General features: G+C 39.6%; 26 protein-coding genes, 3 tRNA genes and 1 pseudogene. 14 read left to right on the plus strand and 16 right to left on the minus strand.

Annotated elements, in window-relative coordinates:
• Window positions 1-200: pseudogene (locus XEN7305_RS08195) on the minus strand (hypothetical protein); the annotation flags it as partial.
• A gap of 171 nt (window positions 201-371) precedes the next feature.
• Complete coding sequence (locus XEN7305_RS08200) at window positions 372-737, minus strand: DUF4359 domain-containing protein (protein ID WP_006508924.1); 366 nt, start codon at window positions 735-737, stop codon at window positions 372-374.
• A gap of 97 nt (window positions 738-834) precedes the next feature.
• Here XEN7305_RS08200 and XEN7305_RS08205 point away from each other — a divergent pair.
• A tRNA-His gene (locus XEN7305_RS08205) sits at window positions 835-907 on the plus strand.
• A gap of 113 nt (window positions 908-1,020) precedes the next feature.
• Here XEN7305_RS08205 and XEN7305_RS08210 read toward each other — a convergent pair.
• The 3 genes from XEN7305_RS08210 to XEN7305_RS08220 form a co-directional block, all read right to left on the minus strand.
• Window positions 1,021-1,641, minus strand: coding sequence for a DedA family protein (locus XEN7305_RS08210; RefSeq protein WP_006508925.1), 621 nt, complete (start codon window positions 1,639-1,641; stop codon window positions 1,021-1,023).
• A 493-nt stretch (window positions 1,642-2,134) separates the two neighbouring features.
• A complete protein-coding gene (locus tag XEN7305_RS08215; protein ID WP_006508926.1) occupies window positions 2,135-2,572 on the minus strand; it encodes a hypothetical protein in 438 nt (145 codons plus the stop codon).
• Between the two features lie 240 nt (window positions 2,573-2,812).
• Window positions 2,813-2,995: a CsbD family protein gene (locus XEN7305_RS08220; protein WP_040897154.1), complete on the minus strand. Its 183-nt coding sequence runs from the start codon at window positions 2,993-2,995 to the stop codon at window positions 2,813-2,815.
• A 243-nt stretch (window positions 2,996-3,238) separates the two neighbouring features.
• Here XEN7305_RS08220 and XEN7305_RS08225 point away from each other — a divergent pair, with 243 nt between their 5' ends.
• Complete coding sequence (locus XEN7305_RS08225; protein ID WP_006508928.1) at window positions 3,239-4,756, plus strand: FAD-dependent oxidoreductase; 1,518 nt, start codon at window positions 3,239-3,241, stop codon at window positions 4,754-4,756.
• Between the two features lie 185 nt (window positions 4,757-4,941).
• Here the strand turns inward: XEN7305_RS08225 and XEN7305_RS08230 are convergent, their stop codons facing one another.
• The 7 genes from XEN7305_RS08230 to XEN7305_RS08260 all read right to left on the minus strand — a co-directional run bounded on the left by XEN7305_RS08230 (window position 4,942) and on the right by XEN7305_RS08260 (window position 10,403).
• Window positions 4,942-5,727: a hypothetical protein gene (locus XEN7305_RS08230; protein ID WP_006508929.1), complete on the minus strand. Its 786-nt coding sequence runs from the start codon at window positions 5,725-5,727 to the stop codon at window positions 4,942-4,944.
• 67 nt (window positions 5,728-5,794) lie between these two features.
• A complete protein-coding gene (locus XEN7305_RS08235) occupies window positions 5,795-6,610 on the minus strand; it encodes a DUF1206 domain-containing protein (protein ID WP_006508930.1) in 816 nt (271 codons plus the stop codon).
• Window positions 6,607-7,506 carry a metallophosphoesterase gene (locus XEN7305_RS08240; RefSeq protein WP_006508931.1) on the minus strand — a complete coding sequence of 300 codons (900 nt, stop codon included), beginning with the start codon at window positions 7,504-7,506 and terminating at the stop codon, window positions 6,607-6,609. The genes XEN7305_RS08235 and XEN7305_RS08240 overlap by 4 nt, the downstream gene beginning before the upstream one ends.
• A gap of 647 nt (window positions 7,507-8,153) precedes the next feature.
• A tRNA-Asn gene (locus tag XEN7305_RS08245) sits at window positions 8,154-8,225 on the minus strand.
• Window positions 8,226-8,437: 212 nt separating this feature from the next.
• Entirely contained in the window at window positions 8,438-8,689 is a 252-nt protein-coding gene (locus tag XEN7305_RS08250; RefSeq protein ID WP_006508933.1) for an EF-hand domain-containing protein, read from the minus strand.
• A 180-nt stretch (window positions 8,690-8,869) separates the two neighbouring features.
• Window positions 8,870-9,538, minus strand: a complete 669-nt coding sequence (locus tag XEN7305_RS08255; RefSeq protein ID WP_006508934.1) for a bifunctional 4-hydroxy-2-oxoglutarate aldolase/2-dehydro-3-deoxy-phosphogluconate aldolase — start codon at window positions 9,536-9,538, stop codon at window positions 8,870-8,872.
• A gap of 16 nt (window positions 9,539-9,554) precedes the next feature.
• Window positions 9,555-10,403 (minus strand): M48 family metallopeptidase, encoded by an 849-nt coding sequence (locus XEN7305_RS08260; RefSeq protein ID WP_006508935.1) that lies wholly within the window; start codon window positions 10,401-10,403, stop codon window positions 9,555-9,557.
• 300 nt (window positions 10,404-10,703) lie between these two features.
• Here XEN7305_RS08260 and XEN7305_RS08265 point away from each other — a divergent pair, with 300 nt between their 5' ends.
• The 4 genes from XEN7305_RS08265 to XEN7305_RS08280 all read left to right on the plus strand — a co-directional run bounded on the left by XEN7305_RS08265 (window position 10,704) and on the right by XEN7305_RS08280 (window position 12,348).
• A complete protein-coding gene (locus XEN7305_RS08265; RefSeq protein ID WP_006508936.1) occupies window positions 10,704-10,934 on the plus strand; it encodes a BrnT family toxin in 231 nt (76 codons plus the stop codon).
• Window positions 10,927-11,133 carry a hypothetical protein gene (locus tag XEN7305_RS08270; RefSeq protein WP_006508937.1) on the plus strand — a complete coding sequence of 69 codons (207 nt, stop codon included), beginning with the start codon at window positions 10,927-10,929 and terminating at the stop codon, window positions 11,131-11,133. The genes XEN7305_RS08265 and XEN7305_RS08270 overlap by 8 nt, the downstream gene beginning before the upstream one ends.
• A 459-nt stretch (window positions 11,134-11,592) precedes the next feature.
• Window positions 11,593-11,892, plus strand: coding sequence for a hypothetical protein (locus XEN7305_RS08275; protein WP_006508938.1), 300 nt, complete (start codon window positions 11,593-11,595; stop codon window positions 11,890-11,892).
• A 3-nt stretch (window positions 11,893-11,895) separates the two neighbouring features.
• Window positions 11,896-12,348 carry a PIN domain-containing protein gene (locus tag XEN7305_RS08280; RefSeq protein ID WP_006508939.1) on the plus strand — a complete coding sequence of 151 codons (453 nt, stop codon included), beginning with the start codon at window positions 11,896-11,898 and terminating at the stop codon, window positions 12,346-12,348.
• A 274-nt stretch (window positions 12,349-12,622) separates the two neighbouring features.
• Here XEN7305_RS08280 and XEN7305_RS08285 read toward each other — a convergent pair whose 3' ends face one another.
• Window positions 12,623-12,844, minus strand: a complete 222-nt coding sequence (locus XEN7305_RS08285; protein WP_006508940.1) for a hypothetical protein — start codon at window positions 12,842-12,844, stop codon at window positions 12,623-12,625.
• Window positions 12,845-12,959: 115 nt separating this feature from the next.
• Window positions 12,960-14,738, minus strand: coding sequence for a sodium:solute symporter family protein (locus tag XEN7305_RS08290; protein ID WP_006508941.1), 1,779 nt, complete (start codon window positions 14,736-14,738; stop codon window positions 12,960-12,962).
• Between the two features lie 95 nt (window positions 14,739-14,833).
• On the opposite strand from XEN7305_RS08290, the gene XEN7305_RS08295 reads away from it, so the two are divergent.
• Window positions 14,834-15,409, plus strand: a complete 576-nt coding sequence (locus XEN7305_RS08295) for a DUF1802 family protein (protein WP_006508942.1) — start codon at window positions 14,834-14,836, stop codon at window positions 15,407-15,409.
• A gap of 168 nt (window positions 15,410-15,577) precedes the next feature.
• Complete coding sequence (gene rpoZ, locus XEN7305_RS08300; protein WP_006508943.1) at window positions 15,578-15,823, plus strand: DNA-directed RNA polymerase subunit omega; 246 nt, start codon at window positions 15,578-15,580, stop codon at window positions 15,821-15,823.
• Window positions 15,824-15,883: 60 nt separating this feature from the next.
• On the opposite strand, the gene rbfA is transcribed toward rpoZ, so the two are convergent.
• A complete protein-coding gene (gene rbfA, locus XEN7305_RS08305) occupies window positions 15,884-16,282 on the minus strand; it encodes a 30S ribosome-binding factor RbfA (RefSeq protein WP_040897162.1) in 399 nt (132 codons plus the stop codon).
• 111 nt (window positions 16,283-16,393) lie between these two features.
• Here rbfA and XEN7305_RS08310 point away from each other — a divergent pair, with 111 nt between their 5' ends.
• The 3 genes from XEN7305_RS08310 to XEN7305_RS29425 all read left to right on the plus strand — a co-directional run bounded on the left by XEN7305_RS08310 (window position 16,394) and on the right by XEN7305_RS29425 (window position 17,746).
• Window positions 16,394-16,780 (plus strand): response regulator, encoded by a 387-nt coding sequence (locus XEN7305_RS08310; protein ID WP_006508945.1) that lies wholly within the window; start codon window positions 16,394-16,396, stop codon window positions 16,778-16,780.
• Window positions 16,781-16,876: 96 nt separating this feature from the next.
• Complete coding sequence (locus XEN7305_RS08315) at window positions 16,877-17,326, plus strand: response regulator (RefSeq protein ID WP_006508946.1); 450 nt, start codon at window positions 16,877-16,879, stop codon at window positions 17,324-17,326.
• 210 nt (window positions 17,327-17,536) lie between these two features.
• The gene (locus XEN7305_RS29425; protein ID WP_071591333.1) at window positions 17,537-17,746 is read left to right on the plus strand and encodes a hypothetical protein; all 210 of its coding nucleotides are present in this window, start codon (window positions 17,537-17,539) and stop codon (window positions 17,744-17,746) included.
• Window positions 17,747-17,809: 63 nt separating this feature from the next.
• Here XEN7305_RS29425 and XEN7305_RS08320 read toward each other — a convergent pair whose 3' ends face one another.
• A complete protein-coding gene (locus tag XEN7305_RS08320; protein WP_006508947.1) occupies window positions 17,810-18,817 on the minus strand; it encodes a glycosyltransferase in 1,008 nt (335 codons plus the stop codon).
• 154 nt (window positions 18,818-18,971) lie between these two features.
• On the opposite strand from XEN7305_RS08320, the gene XEN7305_RS08325 reads away from it, so the two are divergent.
• The 3 genes from XEN7305_RS08325 to XEN7305_RS08335 all read left to right on the plus strand — a co-directional run bounded on the left by XEN7305_RS08325 (window position 18,972) and on the right by XEN7305_RS08335 (window position 21,905).
• Window positions 18,972-20,462, plus strand: coding sequence for a hypothetical protein (locus tag XEN7305_RS08325; protein WP_006508948.1), 1,491 nt, complete (start codon window positions 18,972-18,974; stop codon window positions 20,460-20,462).
• Between the two features lie 52 nt (window positions 20,463-20,514).
• Window positions 20,515-20,596: transfer RNA gene (locus XEN7305_RS08330), tRNA-Leu, on the plus strand.
• Window positions 20,597-20,813: 217 nt separating this feature from the next.
• Complete coding sequence (locus tag XEN7305_RS08335) at window positions 20,814-21,905, plus strand: 3-deoxy-7-phosphoheptulonate synthase (protein WP_006508949.1); 1,092 nt, start codon at window positions 20,814-20,816, stop codon at window positions 21,903-21,905.
• Window position 21,906 lies beyond the last annotated feature (1 nt).

Consider the following 21,906-nt stretch of genomic DNA (forward strand, 5'->3'; position numbering starts at 1 on the left):
TCTGCCCTCTGCCATCCCTCAACTCGTAAGTGTTGTGTCTCAACAGGATTTAGTATAATCTGCTGAAGCGATCGCAACTCAGTAAAAATTGTCGCAGATTCTTCTGCTTGAGCTTTGGCTTCAATAGCGGCATAGTCGAGACGAGAGTTGAGAAGATTTGAGCTGGTGTCCGCGATCTGACGATATTGATCGATGAGCAAAGCTCTTAATTGCCACCAGACCCCCAGAGCTGCATAATTTCTGACTTCTGAGCCATTAACTGTAAGTTGGTCCCAAACCCCAATATTTTGCTGCTGGGCAGTCCGTTCTGCCTTTTGATTGGGATGGCAAAGAGTAGCTGCGATCGCAATCTATTCAATCACTCATTAGTTTTAGTCTGAGCTTTCTGCGCAATAGGTATAAAATTTGTCGAAAATGCCCAAGGTCTCAAAGTAATAGTCAGGCAATGTCGAAGGGATAGATAGCTCAGTTTGGTAAATGCTAAATAGTAAAAAATTTCGTCGTTGGGTCTGATCCGCGATCGCCATATTCAATTGGGGACGGGCAAAATCTACTAAGATAGAACAAGGTTTGCTTAGTTTTTGGTCGATTTCCGGACAAACATCCTGTTTGAGGTAAGTATTCAATTGTTCCGAGGCATATTGCTCGTAATTTCCCGGTCCTGGATTAGTTATTGTCAGGATAGAACCCGAGAAGATTAATCCTAATTTACAAATCCCTTGATTGATCTTGGACATTCTATTCCGTTAGGTAATAACTTATAGTTTCACAATATTCCAGATTAGCCAAAGAATCATTACAAAAGTATGTTATATTAGAAAACCGAAATGAATGGCGAGCGTAGCCAAGTGGTTACGGCAGTGGATTGTGGTTCCACCATTCGCGGGTTCGATTCCCGTCGTTCGCCCTACTAAAAACATTCCCAGATTTTCCCTGCAAAATTCAAATCAGGGTTTTTTCGTTTGAGGTAATCTGTGAATTGACAATCACTCAAGCTAGTTCTAAAAGCTGTAAACATTATTAATGCTGGTCTTCTCCGGAAGATGGGACTCGTTTTCTTTTAACAAACCAGTAGATAAAGGTGGATAGAATTCCGATTAAGACAATAGTTGAAATTGGCTTTAAATATACTCCCACTTGTTCGTAATTAGCTCCTAGAAGATAACCTGTACCCGTTAGAAAACTAATCCAGAAAATAGTTCCTATTGCCGAGTAGATTAAAAATGGCAAAAAAGACATCTTACTAATACCTGCGGGCAGAGAAATATAAGTACGAATCCCCGGCACCAGACGACCAAGTGCTGTTGCTATATACCCTCTATGGTCGAACCATATTTTTGCCTGCTCTACATCTTGTCCAGAAAGTGTTAGCCATTTACCATAGCGATCGGCGATTTTTTTTGTTCTTTTTAGACCCCAATATTTACCTAAAAAATACCAAGGAGTTGCTCCTAAGACTGAGCCAATAGTTCCAGAAATAATAACCCAACTAAGGTTCATGTCACCCTGAGTTACCGTAAATCCTGCTAAGGGCATGATTAACTCTGAAGGGATGGGCGGAATCAAATTTTCTAATGCCATTAATAGAGCAATACCCACATAACCAAGGGAATTAATTGTACTGATAATATATTCAAGCATTGTTTATTATTTAATCTATAGAATTAGTAATAGTTTTAAAGCGACTGACAATAGCAAAATCAGACTGTTTCAATGGTGCCAAGAACTTGATCAAATAACGTCGTCCCATTGTCACATAAGCTATTAATTATTTACCTTTAGCTTCAGTACTGCTAACCAGCAATAAATTAAGTTATTTAGAATAATAGTTATTGTCCAACCAGCAAACGGGAAGATTTTCGCCAGAAGGGAATACTAGATCTTTTTTGGCAAAAGGTTTTGGAGGTTGTTTGTTGTGCCCTGCTTGTCTTCGTTCGATTACCTAGTACTTTGAGTGATTGATTAGCTTTGTTAATTAAGAAGCTTTAATCAAAATATCATTATATTTTGTTTTTAATAGTATTCAAATACTACTTTTATCTTTTTATCTCTTATGTAGATGCTAAGAGAATAGGTATAGTCAAAGCGTCTAACTGACGATTAAGGTTCAATGCTCAATATTCACAAAACCGAATCATCCTTGGTATTCAATACTGTTAGACTGAACGTCATATTTAGCAGTCAAAATTCTTTCTTTATCTGGTGCATACATCAAAATAGTCAAATCCTGGTTAGGAAAATTCTGATGAAAACCCATTGCCAAAGCCTTCGTTAAAGTCTTAACTTCTGTTGGTTTGACTTGTTCGGTAATAACTACACCCAATTTATTGTTATCTCGCACGTAAGAATCGCTAATTAACCCCTGACTAGTACTAACTACCCAATCGCCAAATTTTTGACCAGCAACACTATCGCCTCTTTCCAACTGAGTATAAGCACTAGTTCTATCTAATGTGGCACTAGGCAGGGTGGCAGTCGGGCTTGAAGAACAAGCAGCAGTGGTAGTTGCCACAACTGAAACCAATAATATGGTAATAATTGAACGATAGACTTTTGTTAGATGTTTTCTCATAAATTTAGCTCCTATTTTTAGATACTTACTGGCAGTTTTGAATAAAAATCTAGAAGAGAAATATAGATTTCCCTTCCAAAACTAATAGCTAACAATAGCTAAGAAGATCTACTAGTAGACGTGGACGCAAATAAGCTACCTATCAACAAAGGGCAAAAAGCCGATAAATCAATACTGATTATCTCGGTCCCACGAAGATGAGACTTATTACTTATTACTTATTACTTCCGCGCAGCAGCACTAGTCGATCACATCTTTAACTGCGTCCTTACCATCTTCCACTGCATGTTGTGCAGAGGCTTCAGCTTGCTTCGCTTTACCTTCAGCTTGGTCTTTTTTGTCTCCAGTAACTTTGCCCATAGCTTCTTGTGCTTTACCTTCGATGTTCTTTGCTGTCGCTTTTACTCTATCTTTAGCACTCATATTATTGATCTCCAGAAATTTTCTGTGTTTGTTGTTACTAATAACCATAGGATAAAGCTTATACAGAGTTAATCTATCTAGAGGAATAAAATAATAAGTAGTCCCAGCGGTGTAATAATGCATTGACCCTTATATGTTAGTGGACTACTAATAAATAAGACTCTTGATAGATAGAATTTTATAGTGTTAGTTAACTAAGCTAAAAATATAAACAACTAAATCTTTCTCTATCATCTAAATACTATGACTAATTTATTAGGAAAACCAATTTCCTTTTGGCTAGATTCTACTGCCAAAACCACTTATCCTAAAATGAAAAATGTCACTGTTGATGTTGCTATCATTGGTGCGGGTATTACAGGTATCACCGCGGCCTATTTACTCAAAAAATCTGGTAAAACTGTGGCATTAATAGAAGCACAGCAGATAGCAGCCAGTGCAAGTGGACACACAACTGCTAAAGTTACTTCTTTACATCAGTTAATTTATGCCGACTTGATTGAAAGACATGGGGAAGAAAAAGCGAGACTCTATGGCGAGTCAAACCAGGCTGGGGTTGAGTTCGTTGCTACTACTGTAGAACAAGAAGGAATAGACTGCGACTTTCAACGCAATGAAACATACTCCTTTGCGAAAAATAAAGATAACTTAGATAAAATCCAAAAAGAATACGACGCTGCTATTAAACTAGGTTTACCCGCAGAATTTGCGACTGAGACTACTTTGCCTTTTGAGATTGCAGGGGCAGTTAAATTTAATAATCAGGCAGAGTTTCACGTCCGTAAATATCTTTTACACCTAGCTAAGATAATCTCTGGGGACGGTAGTTATATCTTTGAAAATAGTCGGGTGCAAACCGTAGAGGAAGCAACACCCTGTAAGGTATTTACTAACGACACAACGTTACTGGCTAGAGATGTTTTGCTAACAACCCACTTGCCAATTATGGATCAGGGTTTATTCTTTGCTAAAACCTATCCCCAGCGCTCTTATATTATCGGGGCAAAAATCAACGCGGAAAAAGCACCGAGGGGGATGTATATCGGTGTAGGAAATAACTATCACTCTATTCGCACTACTCCCACAGAAAACGGCGATTTATTGCTTCTGATTGGTGGTGGCGGTCATAAGGTTGGGGCAAAAAGCGAGACTGAAGAATCCTATCAAGAATTAGAACAATATGCCCATTCATACTTTGACATAGACAAGATTGATTATCGTTGGTCGAGTCAAGATTATGAATCTTTCGACAAGCTACCTTACATTGGCAAGCTAACACCTGCTAATAATCATATTTATTTAGCCACAGGCTTTAATCTCTGGGGGATGAGTAAAGGCACAATGGCGGCAATGATTTTAGCTGATTTAATCCAGGGTATCACCAATCCTTGGGCAGATGTCTATGATTCACTGCGGGCAACCCCCTTTGTGACTTCAGAATCAATGAAGAACAATCTGGAAGTCGGGATGCATTGGGTAGGCGATAGGCTTAAAGGACTAACAAAATGGTCAACGGACGATGTTAAACCAGGAGAAGGTAAATTAATTAACCTCAAAGGAGAAACAATCGGCGTTTATAAAGACAAAACAGGTAACGTAACTGCCGTTTCCGCTACCTGCCCACATCTGGGTTGTATTGTTAACTGGAATAGTGCGGAAAAAACTTGGGACTGTCCCTGTCACGGCGGGCGTTTTACTTGTGACGGAAAAGTCATTCAAAGCCCTCCTGTTAAAGATTTAGAACCAAAACTACTGTCTTAGATTAATCTACCGTTATCTGTGGCAAAAAAGGCTTGAAGTAGTAATGCATTTTAACCTATTTATTTATAGTTTGCGATCTCTCTCAACCAGGAAGAAACCTAATATAAGTTTGATGATAAACTCCTAAAAAAATCATAAAGCCCAATCGCAAAAATGTGAAATGTCTGATTCGCTATTAATTAGGCTCATTTATTTAAGGGTATTATTTTGTCGGCGACTAAAACAGGCTCTTGAGAATACTCCGCTTCGAGCTGCTGTTGAACCGATAAATCCCAACCCAAATTATAATTCTGCTCTAATTCAACTGCAACAAAAGGGCGCAATGTACCATAAACAATTACTGTCTGTTCTTCATTTAGTTCAATTCTGGGCCTAGGTTGTACGACGATTAGATCTTCCCCACCAAAAGCTTGTTCTTCATCCAATTCAAATACACCATAACTTTTTAAATCTTCCAACTCTCCTTTGATTGCTAAGGGTTTGTTATAGTAAGCCTCTGGACTTTGGGTTAAATCTTCAGGATCGGGAGAAGATATCAGTGAATCAGCGATAATTACGGGCTGGTTTTCGTATTTGTTATAAAGATTAGATTCAAGACTTAAATTATACCGCTCTTGAAAACTTGCTGAAGTGAATTTTCCCACTTTGCCACTAACTAAGAGTTCGGGAGTGTTTTTGGTGGTAAGTTTTAAAGGAATTAGGGACATATCGATCACTAAAATAGCGTCGCCACTAAAAGCCCGATCCTTATCTAATATTAAACCTCTTTCGCCTAGAGTTTGAATGACATCATTGCGAACTAATACAGTTTTTCCAATATAACTTTCTGGATTTTGGGTGATTTCCGCTACATCTATCAAAACATCATGATCTAGTACTAATGGAGAACTACTTGAACAGGCTGATAGAGTTGCAATGGTAAAAGTTGCGATCGCGAAGCAGGTCCTTTGAGTAATCGTTTTAAGCAACATTGTTTTTGTAACTTTTAACACTAAACAGTCATCAATAAAGTCGAAAGTCCCAGTTGTCTTTTGTCAATTATCGAATAGTGTACCGTCGGTAGACAGCTGCAATATACATATATATTCCATAGCAAATAAAACCAAAACCGATTAAGCTCAACCACAACCAACCCAAAGGTTTAATTGCTATTATCCGCAAAGCATTTTGTAATCCTCCGGCAAGGTCGGAATTACCAAAAATGGCAGCCTCAGTCAAAAAGATACCTGTTAAAATAAAAGCTATGCCCCTAGCAGCTACTCCCAATTTCCCGATGCGGGTAGCCCATTTTTCTAATCGATGGTGAATGTGATCACTATGAAAATCACTGATATAAGAACCTGTATAAGCACCATAAACATAGCCAATACCGATGGTTATCACAGCAATTCCTCCCAAAAGAATCAGCCATTCCCCTAATGCTTGGTCGAATATTTGGTTTGCCAAATCTTCAATGGTATCGTCAGCTTCTCCCAGTTCAAAAACCAGGTTGAGAGCAGAATAGGCTACACCTGCATAGCTTAAACCACTCATAATATAGCCGAGGCGCTGGAAAATACACTTTAAACTCCAGGGGTTGGATTTCCCTGGAGTGAGTATGGTTTGAAGCAATCTTCGCAAAACATAACCAGACAGAGTAACTGCCAATAAACAGACAAACAACTTTCCCAGTGGTTGTTCTACTAAAAAGGTTAGAGTTTGATATGTTCCCGAAGCTTGGCGGTTAGAAACCATAGCAGCTTGGATAGCTAATATACCGATAAATAAGTACACTGTTCCCTTTGCTCCATAGCCGAGCATAATATATTGTTTGATCCAAGGATTGGTAATTGCCTGCTTCAACCATTGCTTCATTCTTTTTCTAGAGTAAAAAAGGTTAGTTCTGGTGGACAAAACAAACGTATGGGTACTATGCTCATGCCAATCCCAGGGTTCACATACAGTTGATTGCCAACTTCACCATAACCCTTTGCCCAACCATCAGCGTATACTTTATCCTTTTGAGTAAATCTTAACCAGGACCATTGTGGAAAACCAGGCACGCGCACTTGTCCCCCGTGAGTATGTCCTGCTATCGCTAAGGGTGCAGAGTTGGGGGGGAACTGCTCGAAACTGTCGGGATTGTGCATCATGGCAATGCGAGGACTGCTATCTGGTAAAGTACTCAACGCTTGACCGGCATCATCTCGATTTGCCCACAGCGAGCCTACTCCGACTAAATATAGAGGTTCATTCCCATCTGCTAGTGGCAATTGAACTGCTTCATTTTCTAAGACTTCTACCCCAGCAGCTTCCAACTCCGTTTCTAGATATTTGGCTTCTGCTGTTTTTGGTTCTGCTTTCCTACTACTCATGCCGTAGTCGTGATTGCCCAATACGGCATAGGTCGGAATTCCCGCTTCTACTAAGGGACGAACGATATCGACTGCGGTGTTGATTTCTGGAACGATATTTTTTCCTGGATGATAAATAAAATCGCCACTGATTAGGACTAAAGCGGGTTTGGCTTCGATAATTTTAGCCACGCTACGACGAGCTGTACCGCGATTATCCCCCCATAGCCCAATCTGAAAATCGGTAAGTTGGGCAATTTTTTTACCCTCCCAAGAGTCTGGTAGATTGGGAATTGTAGCGGTTTCGTTTTCGGTATTAAGGAAGCGAGGTTCGATAAAACTCCAGATAATTAATAAGGCGATCGCTCTTACTATTCCTAACGCAGTATATTTTAATTTTTGAGCTGTATTTTTCACAATTTTACGAGTGAGATTTAGATATTACCAAGCCACTATTTATTTCCAAACCATTATTTCCTTTTCGAAGTCGTATGATCCTGTCGAAGGAATAACTTCTACTTCCACAGTCACGTCATTAACTCCTACAATTTTTTGTGACAAAGACATAGTACTTTTATATTCTTTCCCTGTCTCTCAATAGGTACAGTTACCGATGCGTTTTCGGTTTTCCCCCGCTTACCAATAGCTAATTCTCCAGCTTTGTCGTCATAATTTTTGATCCTTTAATATAAACTGCCAATACAGGTTGTGAGTATCAACTGATTAAGCTAGGATATTCACTTGTCAGGCCAGCTAAATTGAGAGTAATTTTTATTTTCTAGCCCCAGTATTCCAGTTTTTCTTCCTAAAGTTCATCTATCTATGGGTTCATTAAGTGACAGTCTTAAGATAGGCAACAAAGTTAGATTAATCCAGCAAGCAGTATGTAAAAGAGGAGTTGTCATTGAACAAGCTCAATAATCTCGCCCAGGAACTTTTCAAAAACAAGCAAAAACTATTACCTTCCATTATTAAGGAAGACAATTTATTAAATAACAACAGCTTATCAAATAACAACAGTAATTCTTTAACAGCGACACTTGATTACTGAAGTCCTGTGAAAACTCCCCGGGTGGGATTCGAACCTACGACCAATCGGTTAACAGCCGACCGCTCTACCACTGAGCTACCGAGGATTGCCTTTAGTGCCTAACAATCATATCGACAATAAAAACATTTGGCAAGTACTTTCTCAAAAAAATTTTAACCTGAATTTATACCGTAACCGAAAACAGTTTATCAAGGTTCCCTGCAACTTTTTCTAGGAACAAAATAATAGATTATGCGAGTTGGAGGAACCAGTAATTTAACATGGCTTCTGGATTCCTCTTTGTATCGCAACTTTAAATTACTGGCGATTTTCTATCGTACGAACCATTTGCATAAATTCAGGCAGATCGATCTCCGCATCAAAATCTTTATCGAAGAGAGCTATAATCCTTTTGGCATTTTCTTCTGCATCCCCCGATAATTTTAAGAGCTGTTTAAAATCTTCGTTAGTTGCTACGCCTTCAATCAACTCTGAGATGTTGATATAGCCATTTTCATCCTTATCAATTTTGTAAAATAAGTTAACTATTTTCTTTTGCGACATATTCATGGTTGGTTCTCCTTATTTTTTTAGTCTGAGAATTGTCAATGCTAACTAGTGCGTCTAAATCCTGTTGACAGGTTCCTCTTAGATTATTTGAGGTTGTAAACAATTTATCTTTTAGAGAACCATTGATCAATACTGTGAATCCAAAAAAAGCTTTTATAGAATTTGATATATAGATTATGTCTAGTTCTTTAGTGTCGCCAACAAATTTTGAGTCCGATGAGTGATTGCTTGCCAATTTTGTTGTTTCACTAGAGATGGCAGGAAAAGATTACTGGATAAACCTACTGCGATCGCCCCTGAAGCCAACATCGACTGAGCATTGTCAATTGTCACTCCCCCCGTAGGAATTAGGGGAATCTGGTCTAAAGGGCCTTGTAAACTTTTCAGGTAATTAGCACCGCCCAATGTCTGAATTGGAAAAACTTTGACGGCCGTTGCTCCAGCTTGCCAAGCCTGAACGATTTCTGTCGGGGAAAACGCTCCTGGAATAAAAGGAATGTTCTGGGCGATCGCATTTTTGATCAAGTCAGGATCACAATGAGGGGAAAAGAGAAATTGCGCGCCACAAGCGATCGCATCTTGTAATTGAGTAGGATTTAAGATTGTTCCTGCACCAATCAGGCAATGAGGCAAGCTTACTCGCAGTTGTGAGATTAACTCCTGAGGTCGATGACTATTCCAAGTAATTTCGATTAATTTCATGCCTCCTGCGGCAACAGCGCCCGCCATCGCTAAACCAATTGTGAGTTCAGGAGAACGAATAACCGCGATCGCTCTTTGGACTTCTAATACTGCTTGCCAAGAATCAATGGTCATTGAAGACTGCTCAATAATGCGATCGCTAATCATTTATGTACTGATTGAATTAAAGTTGCCGAATCTTTCTCTGGTAATCCTGGGGATCTAAACCTTTCCCACTATTTGCAGTCGTCGCATCAATTTTTTTCTCCAGAAGTTTGATTCTTTCTGAAGTCGCAGGATGAGTACTCAAAAAAGATGGGGTGGAACCTCCTGCTTCGAGGAGTTTCTGCATAAAGCCTAGCATTCCCACCGGTGCATATCCTGCTTCTCTAAGGTTTTCTAAACCAAAGCGATCGGCTTCCAGCTCATCTTGACGACTATTGCGACGAGTTAAGGCAAGTTCTACGCCAATTTGTACAGCTTGAGAGGTATCTAAGCCCGCTGAGGAAAGTAATCCTTGGGCGATCGCCGTTTCTCGCATTTGTTTGATCGAATGCCGCCCCACGATATGACCAATTTCGTGACCAATAACGCTAGCAAGCTCGGACTCATTATCAGCTTTGAGGATCAAACCGGTGTTGACATAGACAAATCCGCCCATAGTAGCAAAAGCATTAATACTTTTATCGTCTACAACTTGAAAGGTATAGGGGATCTCAGGGCGATCGCTATGTTTAGCCAGCAGTTGTCCAATGTCGTTGATATATTTGTTAATATTGCGATCGCGATAAAGTTTGGCTTGGCCAGAGTCGATTAGTTGTTGATTGATCTGTTGACCCAACTGGACTTCCTGCTGATTAGACATGGTGGCAAGTTGCAAAATCTGAGTGCCTCTAATCAGCAGCTCGAACCAGGAAACAGCTCTGGCTACCTGAGCATTAGTGAGTCCAATACTAATAGCTATAACTACGGAAAACAAACCATATAACCAACGTCTACGACAGCCATAGAATAAAGAAGAAAAGTTCAACATAAGATTTAGGAAATAAGATATCAATACTTAATAGATACCATAATCAACTTTAATTGATCTCTACTAATTACTTTTCTAGTGACGTGTCATATGTGTAAATAGTTTCAGGTGACCTTGCAGTCTTTTAATGAAGGTGAGCTTTTGATAATACTGATATTAATCTTATAGACTTATAACTCTCAAATTATTTGAAGCTTTTTACTTGATTGAAATTGCAAAAAAATATTTCTGGAGGTCTAGTGGGATTAACTTTATGAATGGGATAAAAAAAAGGCAACTATCAATAAAAATAAGCATGGAGTGTTATTTGAAGAGGCAAGTACCGTTTTCGGAGATCTTTTGTCTCTGATGATAGAAGATCCATTACACTCAATAAGTGAGGAAAGATTTATTATTATAGGCAAGTCGAACCGACAAAAAACAATTGTAGTAGTTTATGCTGAGCGAGGAAATGTAATTAGAATTATTAGTGCTCGTTTAGCGACATCTCGTGAGAAAAAGACATACGAAGAGGGTAGCGAATATGATTGATCAGCAGGATTCAGATATGCTTGATGAATATGATTTTAGCCAAGGCATCCGAGGAAAATACGCTCAAAGATATAGTCAAGGGACTAATATTGTTAGGTTGGATGATGATGTGGCTGAAATATTTCCCGATGAAAAATCAGTGAATGATGCTTTGCGAGCTTTAGCGAAAATTATTCGTTCTCATCAAGAGTCTGCTTAATTCTATCTAGGTACAAAATCATTTAGTCTAACGAAGAATAGCTAGCTGGGTGTTTAAGAAAACCGCATATTGTTTAACTGAGAACGCGATCGCACGGCAACAAAGGTTAAAGCATCAGGAAAAATCTAAAAGATTGGAAGCTGACTGCCTGACACATCTAGGCAAATCTTATGCTTATCGTGCAAATTAAATTTTGCCAGTACAGTATTTTAAAGCTTACAAGCGATCGCTTCATCAAAAAATAGTCTTTTGAGTGAAAAAAGTGAAATCTATAGACCAAGAGGGTTTGAGGGACTTGTGTCAGTCAGTCAGGCGCAGCGAATGGAGACTGTGGAAAAGGCTGAAGAAATAATCTTTTCCGAGGTAAATTCTCATTATCTTATTGGCATTTAGACTCCTTGCTGTCACAGTATAGGTAAATAACAACGGGTTGTTCGATTGATATGAGAGGGGACTACTATGACTCAAAAATCACAAGATAACTCCAAAATTCACCAAGAAGAGATTAGTGAAGTAGTAAGTTCGTTGTCTAAGATAACTTCTCGTTCTCCAGAAGAAATCAAGCCTTACTTGGATGAGCTTCTTTCTCGCTTAAGTAGAGTACCGAGTCCACACGCTAATCACTTTTTTAATACTGCTACTGATGATGAGTGGATTGCTGAGTTTCGCGAATGGTCGCAGAGCCACTCACGAAAAAAACTTCCTGTATTAAGTGAGGAATTTATGAGCAGAGAGAGTATTTATGGTGAGCGTGGCTAATCAATGGCATTTTTAATAGATACCAATGTCCTTCTGAGAACTCTTATCACCGATGACCCCCAGTACGAGATCGTTCAAACTGCAATTGCTGCTTTAAGAAGATCAAGAGAGCAATTATTTATTGCGCCACAGAATTTAATTGAAATGTGGAATGTAGCCATTCGTCCGAGTGATAAGAACGGTTTAGGGCTATCTCCGATAGAAGTTAAAGCTGAGGTGTCGCGATTAAAGGAATTGTTTATCTTACTTCCTGATACCGAACAAATGTATTCTGAGTGGGAACGATTAGTTTCTGAATATGAGGTGAGAGGAACAAAAGTTCATGATACTCGTTTAGTTGCGTTTATGCTGATTCACTCTTTAAGTCACATCCTGACTTTTAACGTCAAAGATTTTAGAAGATTTGAGGAAGAAGTTACACCTAAAAGCCCAGAAGAGATAGTTGGAACATATTAGCTAGAGTCAGTAAAAAAGCAAAATCAAGCTAAAAATCATAATTAAGGGTTGTGCTTTGTTCTCTCCTCTTGCTTTGCTAAGTCAAGATTCTCAACCTTGTTTTGCCTCTAAGAAAGCTAAAAAGCAATACTATGATGCTATTTTATTCTCTCAAATTCGATATTTGAAATGTTCTACCTAATTTAGCTTTCCTAAAATGCGTCAGGTATTCAGGATTGGAAGACCCTAATTTTCGACTATTGAGGGCCTTCCTATAGTTGCTAGTTGCGAATATTTATGATTGGAAGTTAGCAACTAGTTGACTTTTCGTACTGCTTAACTTTGCCAACTCTCGATTTTCCGAAGAAATCCTATCCGACCATTTTTTCTCTTCTTCTTGCAATTTAGACATAACTCTCTCTGCATAATGCTGAAAGTTTTGGATTTCTCTTAACTTCAACCCAATCTCATTGTTTAACCTGTTTAATTCTTCATCGCATCTATTTAGATTGGACATAATAAAACTCCTTGGTTGGTTTCTAGATTTCGCGTTATCTATTGTATTTTTATACTCTGTCTCCCTTAAAATGTATAGATTCAAATTTCTTGCAAATCTTGTGATTAACTCAAGATCAAATTTGAACCTTATGAAATCCTGATGCCTTAGAAAGTTTCCGCAACCAAAAACCACCCACCACAGCAATTACTAAAGATATCCATCCTGTAACAGGTTGCAAGAGCAGAAAACCACCGATCGCAAACATCGAACCAAACAAAAGTAAAATCGCTGCGCTAACCTTGAGTAAATCCTGCTTAAGATCTTGAGCCGGCAAAACACCTGTACGTTCTCTTTGTCTCAGCCAGCCAATACCTCCTGGACGAACGCGAAGGTAAAATTTGTCCAATACTTCATCAGATTCTGGTGCAGTGAGATACATAGTGCTAATCCAGATCACCGCTGTCACCGTCGAGATAAACAGTAATCTGAACCCGAAATCGGCAAAAATAGCATTCAAATCAGGAACAATACTCAGGCTCAGGCCAATCACAAAGCCGCTAACCATTGCTGCCAATTCAGCTGCGGCATTAATCCGCCACCAAAACCAGCGTAAGACCAGTACTAAACCTGGCCCGGTGCCGATCGCAATAACCAAACGAAAGACCGTGGCAATATCTGTGGCAAAAAACGCGGCGATCGCCCCAAAGATAGTCACCATCACCGAAGCAATTCTGCCGATCATCACTAATTCAGCTTGATTGGCATCAGGCTTGATAAAACGCAGGAACAGATCATTTGTCAGATAGGAAGCTCCCCAGTTAATCGAAGTCGAAACCGTACTCATAAAAGCTGCGATCAAAGATGCCACCACCAAACCCAAAATCGCTGGAGGCAGAAAATCTAACATCAGTTTGGGATAACCCAATTCGCGATCGCCTAGGTCGGGATAAATTACCATTGCCGCTAAAGCAACCAAAATCCAGGGCCATGTTCGAACAATATAGTGCAAAATATTAAAAAACCAGGATGCTTTTTCCGCTTCCGCTTCGTCTTTTGCCGCAGCAATTCTTTGCACAAATTCGCCTCCGCCATCACTACGACGAAATGACCACCATTGGAGGAAAATATACGCTGAGAAAGTTGTCGCTGTAATGCCCGCCGCATCATTCCAGTTGATTCCCCCAGAACCCCAAGTTAAGGGGAAAAAATCTAAGACATCTAGATCTGTTGTTTGTTGGACTTGAGCAATCAATTCATGAATTCCCCCCAGATGCAGCACGGTTACTATGGCAACGGCGATCGCGCCCGTCAAGCCTAAGAAAAATTGAAAAAAATCCGTCGCTACAACGCCCCATAAACCAGAAAATCCAGAATAGATTAAAACAAAAATACTAACGGCAATGACACTCCAAATTTTGCCATAATCCCCAGGACTCAAGCCCAAGCTTTGCCATAAATCCAAAGCATCCACAACTTTTACCATGGCCAACATCGCGTAGCCAATCCCAATACAATTAATCGGTACTGCAAATAAAAATGCTTTCACCCCGCGCAGAGTTGCGGCAGTTTTGCCTCCATAACGCATCTCTGTCAACTCCGCATCGGTGACAATTTCCGATCTTCGCCAAAGTCTCGCGAAAACATAGATCAATATCACATGGGAAATCCCAAAACTCCACCATTCCCAGTTGCCGGAAATCCCTCGACTCGCTACCACTCCACAAATATATAACGGGGTATCAATGGAGAAAGTCGTTGCTGCCATACTTGTGCCGGCTAACCACCAAGGTAGCGAGCGTCCTGAAACAAAAAAATCGACTAAACTAGTAGCTGCGCGGCGAGATAGGTACAAACCCAATCCCATAGTGAAGCAAAAATATAACAGAACAATCAGCCAATCAATTAATTGCATTATTTCAGTCAACTGTAAACTGTCCTCAGTAAACAGGATCAAAATCTGATTTCTCTATAAAATTGAGGAAAAATTAAGATTCATCGAGTGAATTAATGATAGGTAACACAAAAACTTTAACCCATGCATTCAAGGAATGGGCGATCGCAGTTGAGGCTCTAGCCACAGGGAAAACGATTATTCTTTTGCGCAAAGGCGGTATCCGCGAAGCCGCCCAAAAGTTTCAAGTCCAACATCAACAAGTCTGGCTATATCCGACCTATGAACATCAAAAACCCCATTTACTCAAATCAGAATATTCGGACAAAGTAACTATTGTCGAATCAGGTTGGCATCCTGAAACCGTTACGATTCGAACTTATGCTCAGATTACCCAAACTTTATCGGTCACCAAATCAGAAACCTTACAAGCTTTGCAACCCTATCATATCTGGAATGAGCAAATGATCCGCGATCGCTTGAAATGGAAAGCCAGTCAACCCTTATCCGTTCTTTTCTTGCGAGTTTACAATTTACCTCGTCCCCTAAGTATTCCTTATGATAGTAGTTATGGTGGATGCAAATCCTGGATAGATTTGGTTAAGCCTATCTCTTTACAAGGATTAAACCCTATTTTAGATGACCACTCCTATCAAAAACTGGCCCGAGAAATTGTAGGCAATATAAATTAATATGATTTTGTAATTTTACTTAATCAAAACTAGTCAATAAATTACGTATTTTTCAGCATGACATTATAGAAAAAATAAATTTTAGTAGTAGAGTTATGATTTATACAGAAGAACATCTTATCTTTAATTTCTATTAAGTTGCTCTGTCTCTCCCCCCTTTAAAAAACTATGGATTCTCGAATTATTTCCGATGCTCCTCCATATATTCAGCACACAGACATTTTGATGTCGAAAATGTCGAATCGCTATCGAGTGGTGGTTGCTGTTGCCAGACGAGCTAAGCAAAAAGAATATTGGGATGATGAACCAGAAGTTCCGACTAAAGCATCTAAAATTAAAAGCATTTCTCGAACAATTAAAGAAATGGCCGATGAATTGATGCTCGAAGATACCTTGTCCTACGAAGTTGATTGACTTTAGGTCTTTATAGATTGGGCTTGAGGGTCAGTGGCACAACTATATCTGCCTTAATTCTCATTCCCCTTCAATAGTTGAGCTGGATAAATCGTCAAGCCGTTTGCCAGTTTGACTAATTTTGTTTAATAAATGAATCATTTCATCCCCTCTTTCTAAAGAACGATCTTCGAGGAAAGTGACTTCTGGAGAACGTCTTAATCTGATTCGTTGCCCCAATTCTCGACGTACAAAATGCTGGGAAGCTCGCAAGCCCTCCATGGTCTCTTCTCTGGCTGTTTCCGTACCATAGATACTGACAAAAATTGTGGCGTGCTGTAAATCTCCAGAAACGTCAACATCGGTAATGCTTACCATTCCCGAACCTACACGGTCATCCTTGATGCCATTGATGAGCATTTGACTAACTTCTCGTTTAATTAGGGAAGACACACGAGAAACCCGACGACTATTAGCCACAACCTTAATCCTCTTCAATCTTTGATATTTTAAAGTCATCTCCTAAAATAACATTTGGCAGCATGAGATAGGTAATAATAAAAAGCCGACTTTTTAAATTTTTTGAGGTAAATGAGTTCAAAACTGATTTTATTTATTGATGATGAGGAAGATATTCAAACTCTAGTGAGTTTTTGTTTCGACTTGGAAATAGGCTGGCAATTAATTACCGCTTCTTCTGGAGAAAAGGGAATTGCCCTGGCCACAGTCAAACAACCAGATGCTATTTTATTAGATGCTATGATGCCTGAGTTGGATGGGCTGCAAACCTTGGAACTATTGCAAAAAAGCCCCAAGACGCGACATATTCCCGTCATTTTTATCACTGCGAAGGCTCAGGCCAGCGATCGCAGAATATTCTATAATGCAGGAGCAAAAGGAGTTATAGTTAAGCCTTTCGACTCCCTGACTTTAACTAGCCAAATATCTGGTTTTTTGGGGTGGGAAACCAATGATTAAGTAAAAACACGTAGCTTGATTTTTATCCTCACAACTTCCTCATTTTTCATCTCTAGAGTCTGGGAGGACTCGGATGTTAAATTTCGATAAACCCTAATGATTGCCACTGAAAAACGACCATTAAAGATCGACAAACCAGCAGAAAGTGAGGAAGTTGTCTGCGTAAAGCCAAAGGTTATTCTGGTTTTAAGCAACACCAAGGATTTGAGACGAATTATTCAACTTAGCTTTGAAGAAATTGCTGGGTGGCAAGTTTTTGTTGCAGACTTAGATTCTCCAGATTTGACCCTGATCACCATAACTCAGCCAGATGTCATTTTATTAGATACCAATTTGCCTAATTCGGGTGAATTGGTTATGCTCCGAAAGATTCAAAACTATCCCAATATTAGTCCGATTCCTATAGTTTTATTGACCGAAAGAATCTTTAGTTGCGATCGCAAATTTTATGACAGTTTGGGCATTGTTGCAGCGATCGCAAAACCCTGTGACATGGTAACTTTGGCAACGCTAATTTCCCAAAGACTAAATTGGAATTGGACTTGAACTTTGCCTAAATGATTCCTTGAGAAAATATTAAGAAATAATTAAGAATATCTGATAATTATTCGGTAAAATATGGTCTTTCTTCACAAGTTCCTCAAATTTGTAAAGTAGAGTTTGTAATTGAACTGGGATAAGAATAATTACTAATCTTGAAAAGTTCTCTTATGTTTCTTATAAGGTAAATCAGTTTTTTAGGTTCCCAAAATCGCCATGAACACTTCCACCACTTGTCCTTGTTGTTCGGAAAACATGTTGCATCATCTTAGTCGTGGTAGAGACTATTGGTTTTGCACAAACTGTAGAGAAGAGATGCCTAATCTTGAGGCAGTAAGGAGAAGTCATCGTCATTCTCATCATCAAAAACGGATTCTCACTTTATCTGTTGGCCTTGATCTCTCACAAAACATGGCCTTAGTTTAGGTCAGTGAACAGTGACCATTGACCCTGTTTTTTCCTCATCCTTTATCCTTCATCCCTCATCCTTTATTCTTCATCCCTTAACTTTTCTATTTCTGTTATGACCCATAACATTAGTTGTTTCCATTCAGGAGAACTAGTAAGGTTATAGGCATTAAAACTAATGCCCCAATTCTCGGCAAATTCAGCAAAATATTCGACCCATTTAATAGTTGTTTCAATAGGCGAATAAGCTCGATATTGCCAGGATTTTTGTAGATACTCAGCCATCTCCTGAGGATGTTTGGTGTAATGAAGATACCAGGCAATCCAAACTAAAGTTCCATAACGAACCTTATATTCGCTGAGTCTCACAATTTCGGGAAGGTCTGGTTGGGCAAAAAAATCATCTAGCACTGCCTCAAGAGAACGAGCCTGAGGTAATCCTTTATACATCGCGCTTTGTTCATGCTGTCGATAATAGACAGTTACCTCTCTTAACCAAGCAGTTTTACAACCCTTTAAGGCCATTTTCAAGACCAAATGAGTATCTTCTGCCGGGGGAAAACGCGGATCAAATCCTCTCACATATTCCAACCATTCACGACGAAACATCATTGCGCTAGGTAAAACAGGTTTCCAACGCAACCAATTCTCTAGGTCTAATTCAGGAGCTTTTTCCCAAGGACAAATATCTAGTAGTTTATTCCCCTCAGAATCAACTCTTTGCCAACCACTATGAACAATTCCAATGTCAGGTCTTTGAGCAAAAATAGCTGCTTGTTTGGCTAATTTTCCGGGAAAGAAATAATCATCAGCATCGAGAAACGCCACCAGATTTCCTTTAGCTTGGGCAATCCCATGGTTGCGAGCGGCCGCAACCCCCTGGTTTTCCTGTTTAAGGTAACAAATTTTGTCTTGAAACGGTTCTAATACTTCTTGAGTAGCATCTGTCGAACCATCATCAATAACAATCACCTCATAATGACAACCATCTTGCCTTAAAACACTTTCGATCGCCTCCACAATGTAGAGATCGCAATTATAAGTGGGAATAATAACAGAAATGAGTTGATTACTAGCCGCAACAGCCATAGGTTAAATACCAGATCCAATAAGCACGACAATACCTTAAAAGAATTCCCATCTTAACAGGCGTCTGCAACTGTCCCCAAAATAAGTTAAAAAGGAAAAAGAAGTTAAAAATTATGTCTCAATCATAAAGATATATTTCAGGAGAATAAGCAAAGTGTCAAAGCAGCCACTATTCAAAAATCTGTTACGCAGTTTAATGGCTAGTTCCATTATGCTGAGTAGTCTGATTTATCCTGAAATCTTTAGTAAACCAGCTTTTGCCGTCACCAACAGATTTTGCCAATTGCCATCAGAAGCAGTTCAAAAGAAAGAACAGCTATTACAGTCTTCATTACAAAATAACCCTCAGGCAACACAGGAATATCAATCCCTAATTCAAGAACATAGGCGCATTGTGACTCAATGTCGTCAAACAGCTTGGCCTCAAGAGCAGGCAATTTGGCTGCGTCTATACCCTTGTGATGCTAGTCCTGGCGCGATTGATCATGTACTAGATAGAATTGTTAACCTAGGCTACAATAGAGTTAATCTAGAGGTTTTTTATAACGGACAAGTATTACTTCCTCCTGCTGATAATCCCACACCTTGGGTCTCGACATTAAACTCTCCTGGCATGGATAACATTGATCTACTTAAGCAAACTATTGAGAAAGGCCATGAAAGAGGCTTAAAAATATATGCTTGGATGTTCACCATGAATTTTGGATATCGATATGCAGAAAGAAAAGATCGACAAGAGGCTCTAGCTCGCAATGGCACAGGGGAAAATAGCCTGACCTTTGTTCGCGACCATCCCCAAGCCTTCATTGATCCTTATAATCGTCAAGCGCAGCAAGATTATTACCATCTACTGCAAACAATATTACGCAGAAAACCTGATGGCGTCCTCTTTGATTACATTCGTTATCCTAGAGGTGCAGGGAATCAATCACTAGTTAGCAAGGTTCGGGATCTCTGGATTTATAGCCCAGCATCCTTACAAGCTCTTTACAATCGAGCTACTAACCAAAAAGCCAAAGCCTTAATCGATATTTATGTGAGGAATGGCAAGATAACCCCTGGCGATCTGGCGCAAGTAGACCAGCTCTACCCCAATGAAGGAGAACCTAATTGGCAAGGTCGTCGAATGCCTAATGCTCAAACTAAAACATCTGCTAGGGATAGATTTCTCCGCTTGCAGGCAGATCTCTGGTTCTTTTCAGTGGCCCATGCGGCTCAGGGGGTAATTGATTTTCTCTCTTTTGCCGCCTCGCCTGTGCAACAGCAACAACTTGCGGCTGGGGCAGTTTTCTTTCCTGATGCGAATCGTTTAGTTGGCAATTCAGGATTTGATTCTCGTCTGCAAGCTTGGGACAAATTTCCTCAGGATTTGGAATGGCATCCGATGGCATATTCGGTTTGCGATGGTACTCACTGCATTATTGATGAAATTTCTCAGGTTTTACAAGCAGCTTCTGAGAAGACTAAGGTCATTCCTGCTTTGGCAGGTGTTTGGGGTGATGAGTTTCGAGAACATCCGAGATTAGAAGTCCAAATGGATGCGCTGCGTAAATCTTTACCGGAACTAAAATCTGTAAGTCATTTTGCCTATTCTTGGCAAGAGCCCGAAATAGATCGCCAAAGAAAATTCTGTAAGGTGCAATAATTTTTTTGACTTTTGAATAATTTTTGCTATCATGAACAACAGTGCAATTCATGCGGATGTGGCGGAATTGGTAGACGCGCTAGATTTAGGTTCTAGTGTCTCACGGCGTAAGAGTTCGAGTCTCTTCATCCGCATTCAACCTGAAAGTAGTAAGTAATCAGCTGTCTTTCTTGCATAACTAAATAAAGCTAACCAATGTATCTTAAAAGTGTCGAACTAGGGATCTGGTTAGCTTTAGTGTTTTTTTGGTTTAATGTTTTGTGATCTGAAAGCTTGTAGTGCTCAAGAAGGTGTTAAATTTATACAGTAGCCCATTGCTGTTTCTCAAGATAAAAAAACAATACTCATCAAATGAAAAATACTAGTGATCTCCATGTTATTGAAAATCGACCTTTGCTAAGTCCTGCCTTTATCAAGTCCGAATTTTCTCTGACAGAAACAGCAGCTACTTTAGTGTCCCAGACTCGCGATCGCGTTCGCAATATCCTCTCAGGTGAAGACCAAAGACTATTAGTTGTTGTTGGCCCCTGCTCAATTCATGATGTCCCGGCAGCAATGGAATATGGTCAAAGACTGACTAGTTTGCGAGAAGAGTTGCAAGGAGAATTAGAAATTTTGATGCGGGTTTATTTTGAAAAGCCCAGAACAACTATTGGATGGAAGGGCTTAATTAATGACCCCCATCTTGATAATAGCTATGATATTAATACAGGATTAAAATTAGCTCGTAAATTATTACTAGATTTAGCCCATATTAATCTTCCTTCCGCCACAGAATTACTAGATCCGATTACACCTCAATATATTGCGGATCTCATTTCTTGGACGGCGATCGGCGCGAGAACCACCGAAAGTCAGATTCATCGTCAAATGGCTTCTGGGTTATCGATGCCTGTAGGTTATAAAAACGGAACCGATGGCAGTCTCAAAGCTGCAATCAATGCCATGTTGGCCGCTAGAACTTCCCATCATTTTTTGGGAATTAGCAATGATGGTCTAGCCAGTATTGTGAAAACCACAGGTAATCCTGATGGTCATTTAGTGCTTCGTGGGGGCTCTGGCTCACCCAACTATTACCAAGAAGATGTGGCAAATGCTGCTGTTGCATTAAAAAATAAAGCTTTAAATCATCGTTTAATCATAGATTGTAGTCACGGAAATAGTAACAAGGATTATGCCCGTCAACCTGTAGTTCTAGATAATATTGCTCAACAAGTTGAGTCGGGCAATGAAAATATTATGGGAGTAATGATTGAAAGTCATCTCATTGCCGGCAATCAATCATTAGGAAGCGATGCGGCTTCTTTAGTTTATGGTCAAAGCATTACAGATGCTTGTGTGGACTGGGAAACAACCAAGAAAATGTTGCGTTCCCTGGCAAAATCTGTGGCCACAGGTAGACCTCAAGTTAAAGAAAATCAAGTTCCGATCGCTGCTGGTTAGT

Origin of the sequence: Xenococcus sp. PCC 7305, assembly GCF_000332055.1 — a bacterium.
In the GTDB taxonomy this organism is placed as follows: Bacteria; Cyanobacteriota; Cyanobacteriia; order Cyanobacteriales; family Xenococcaceae; genus Xenococcus.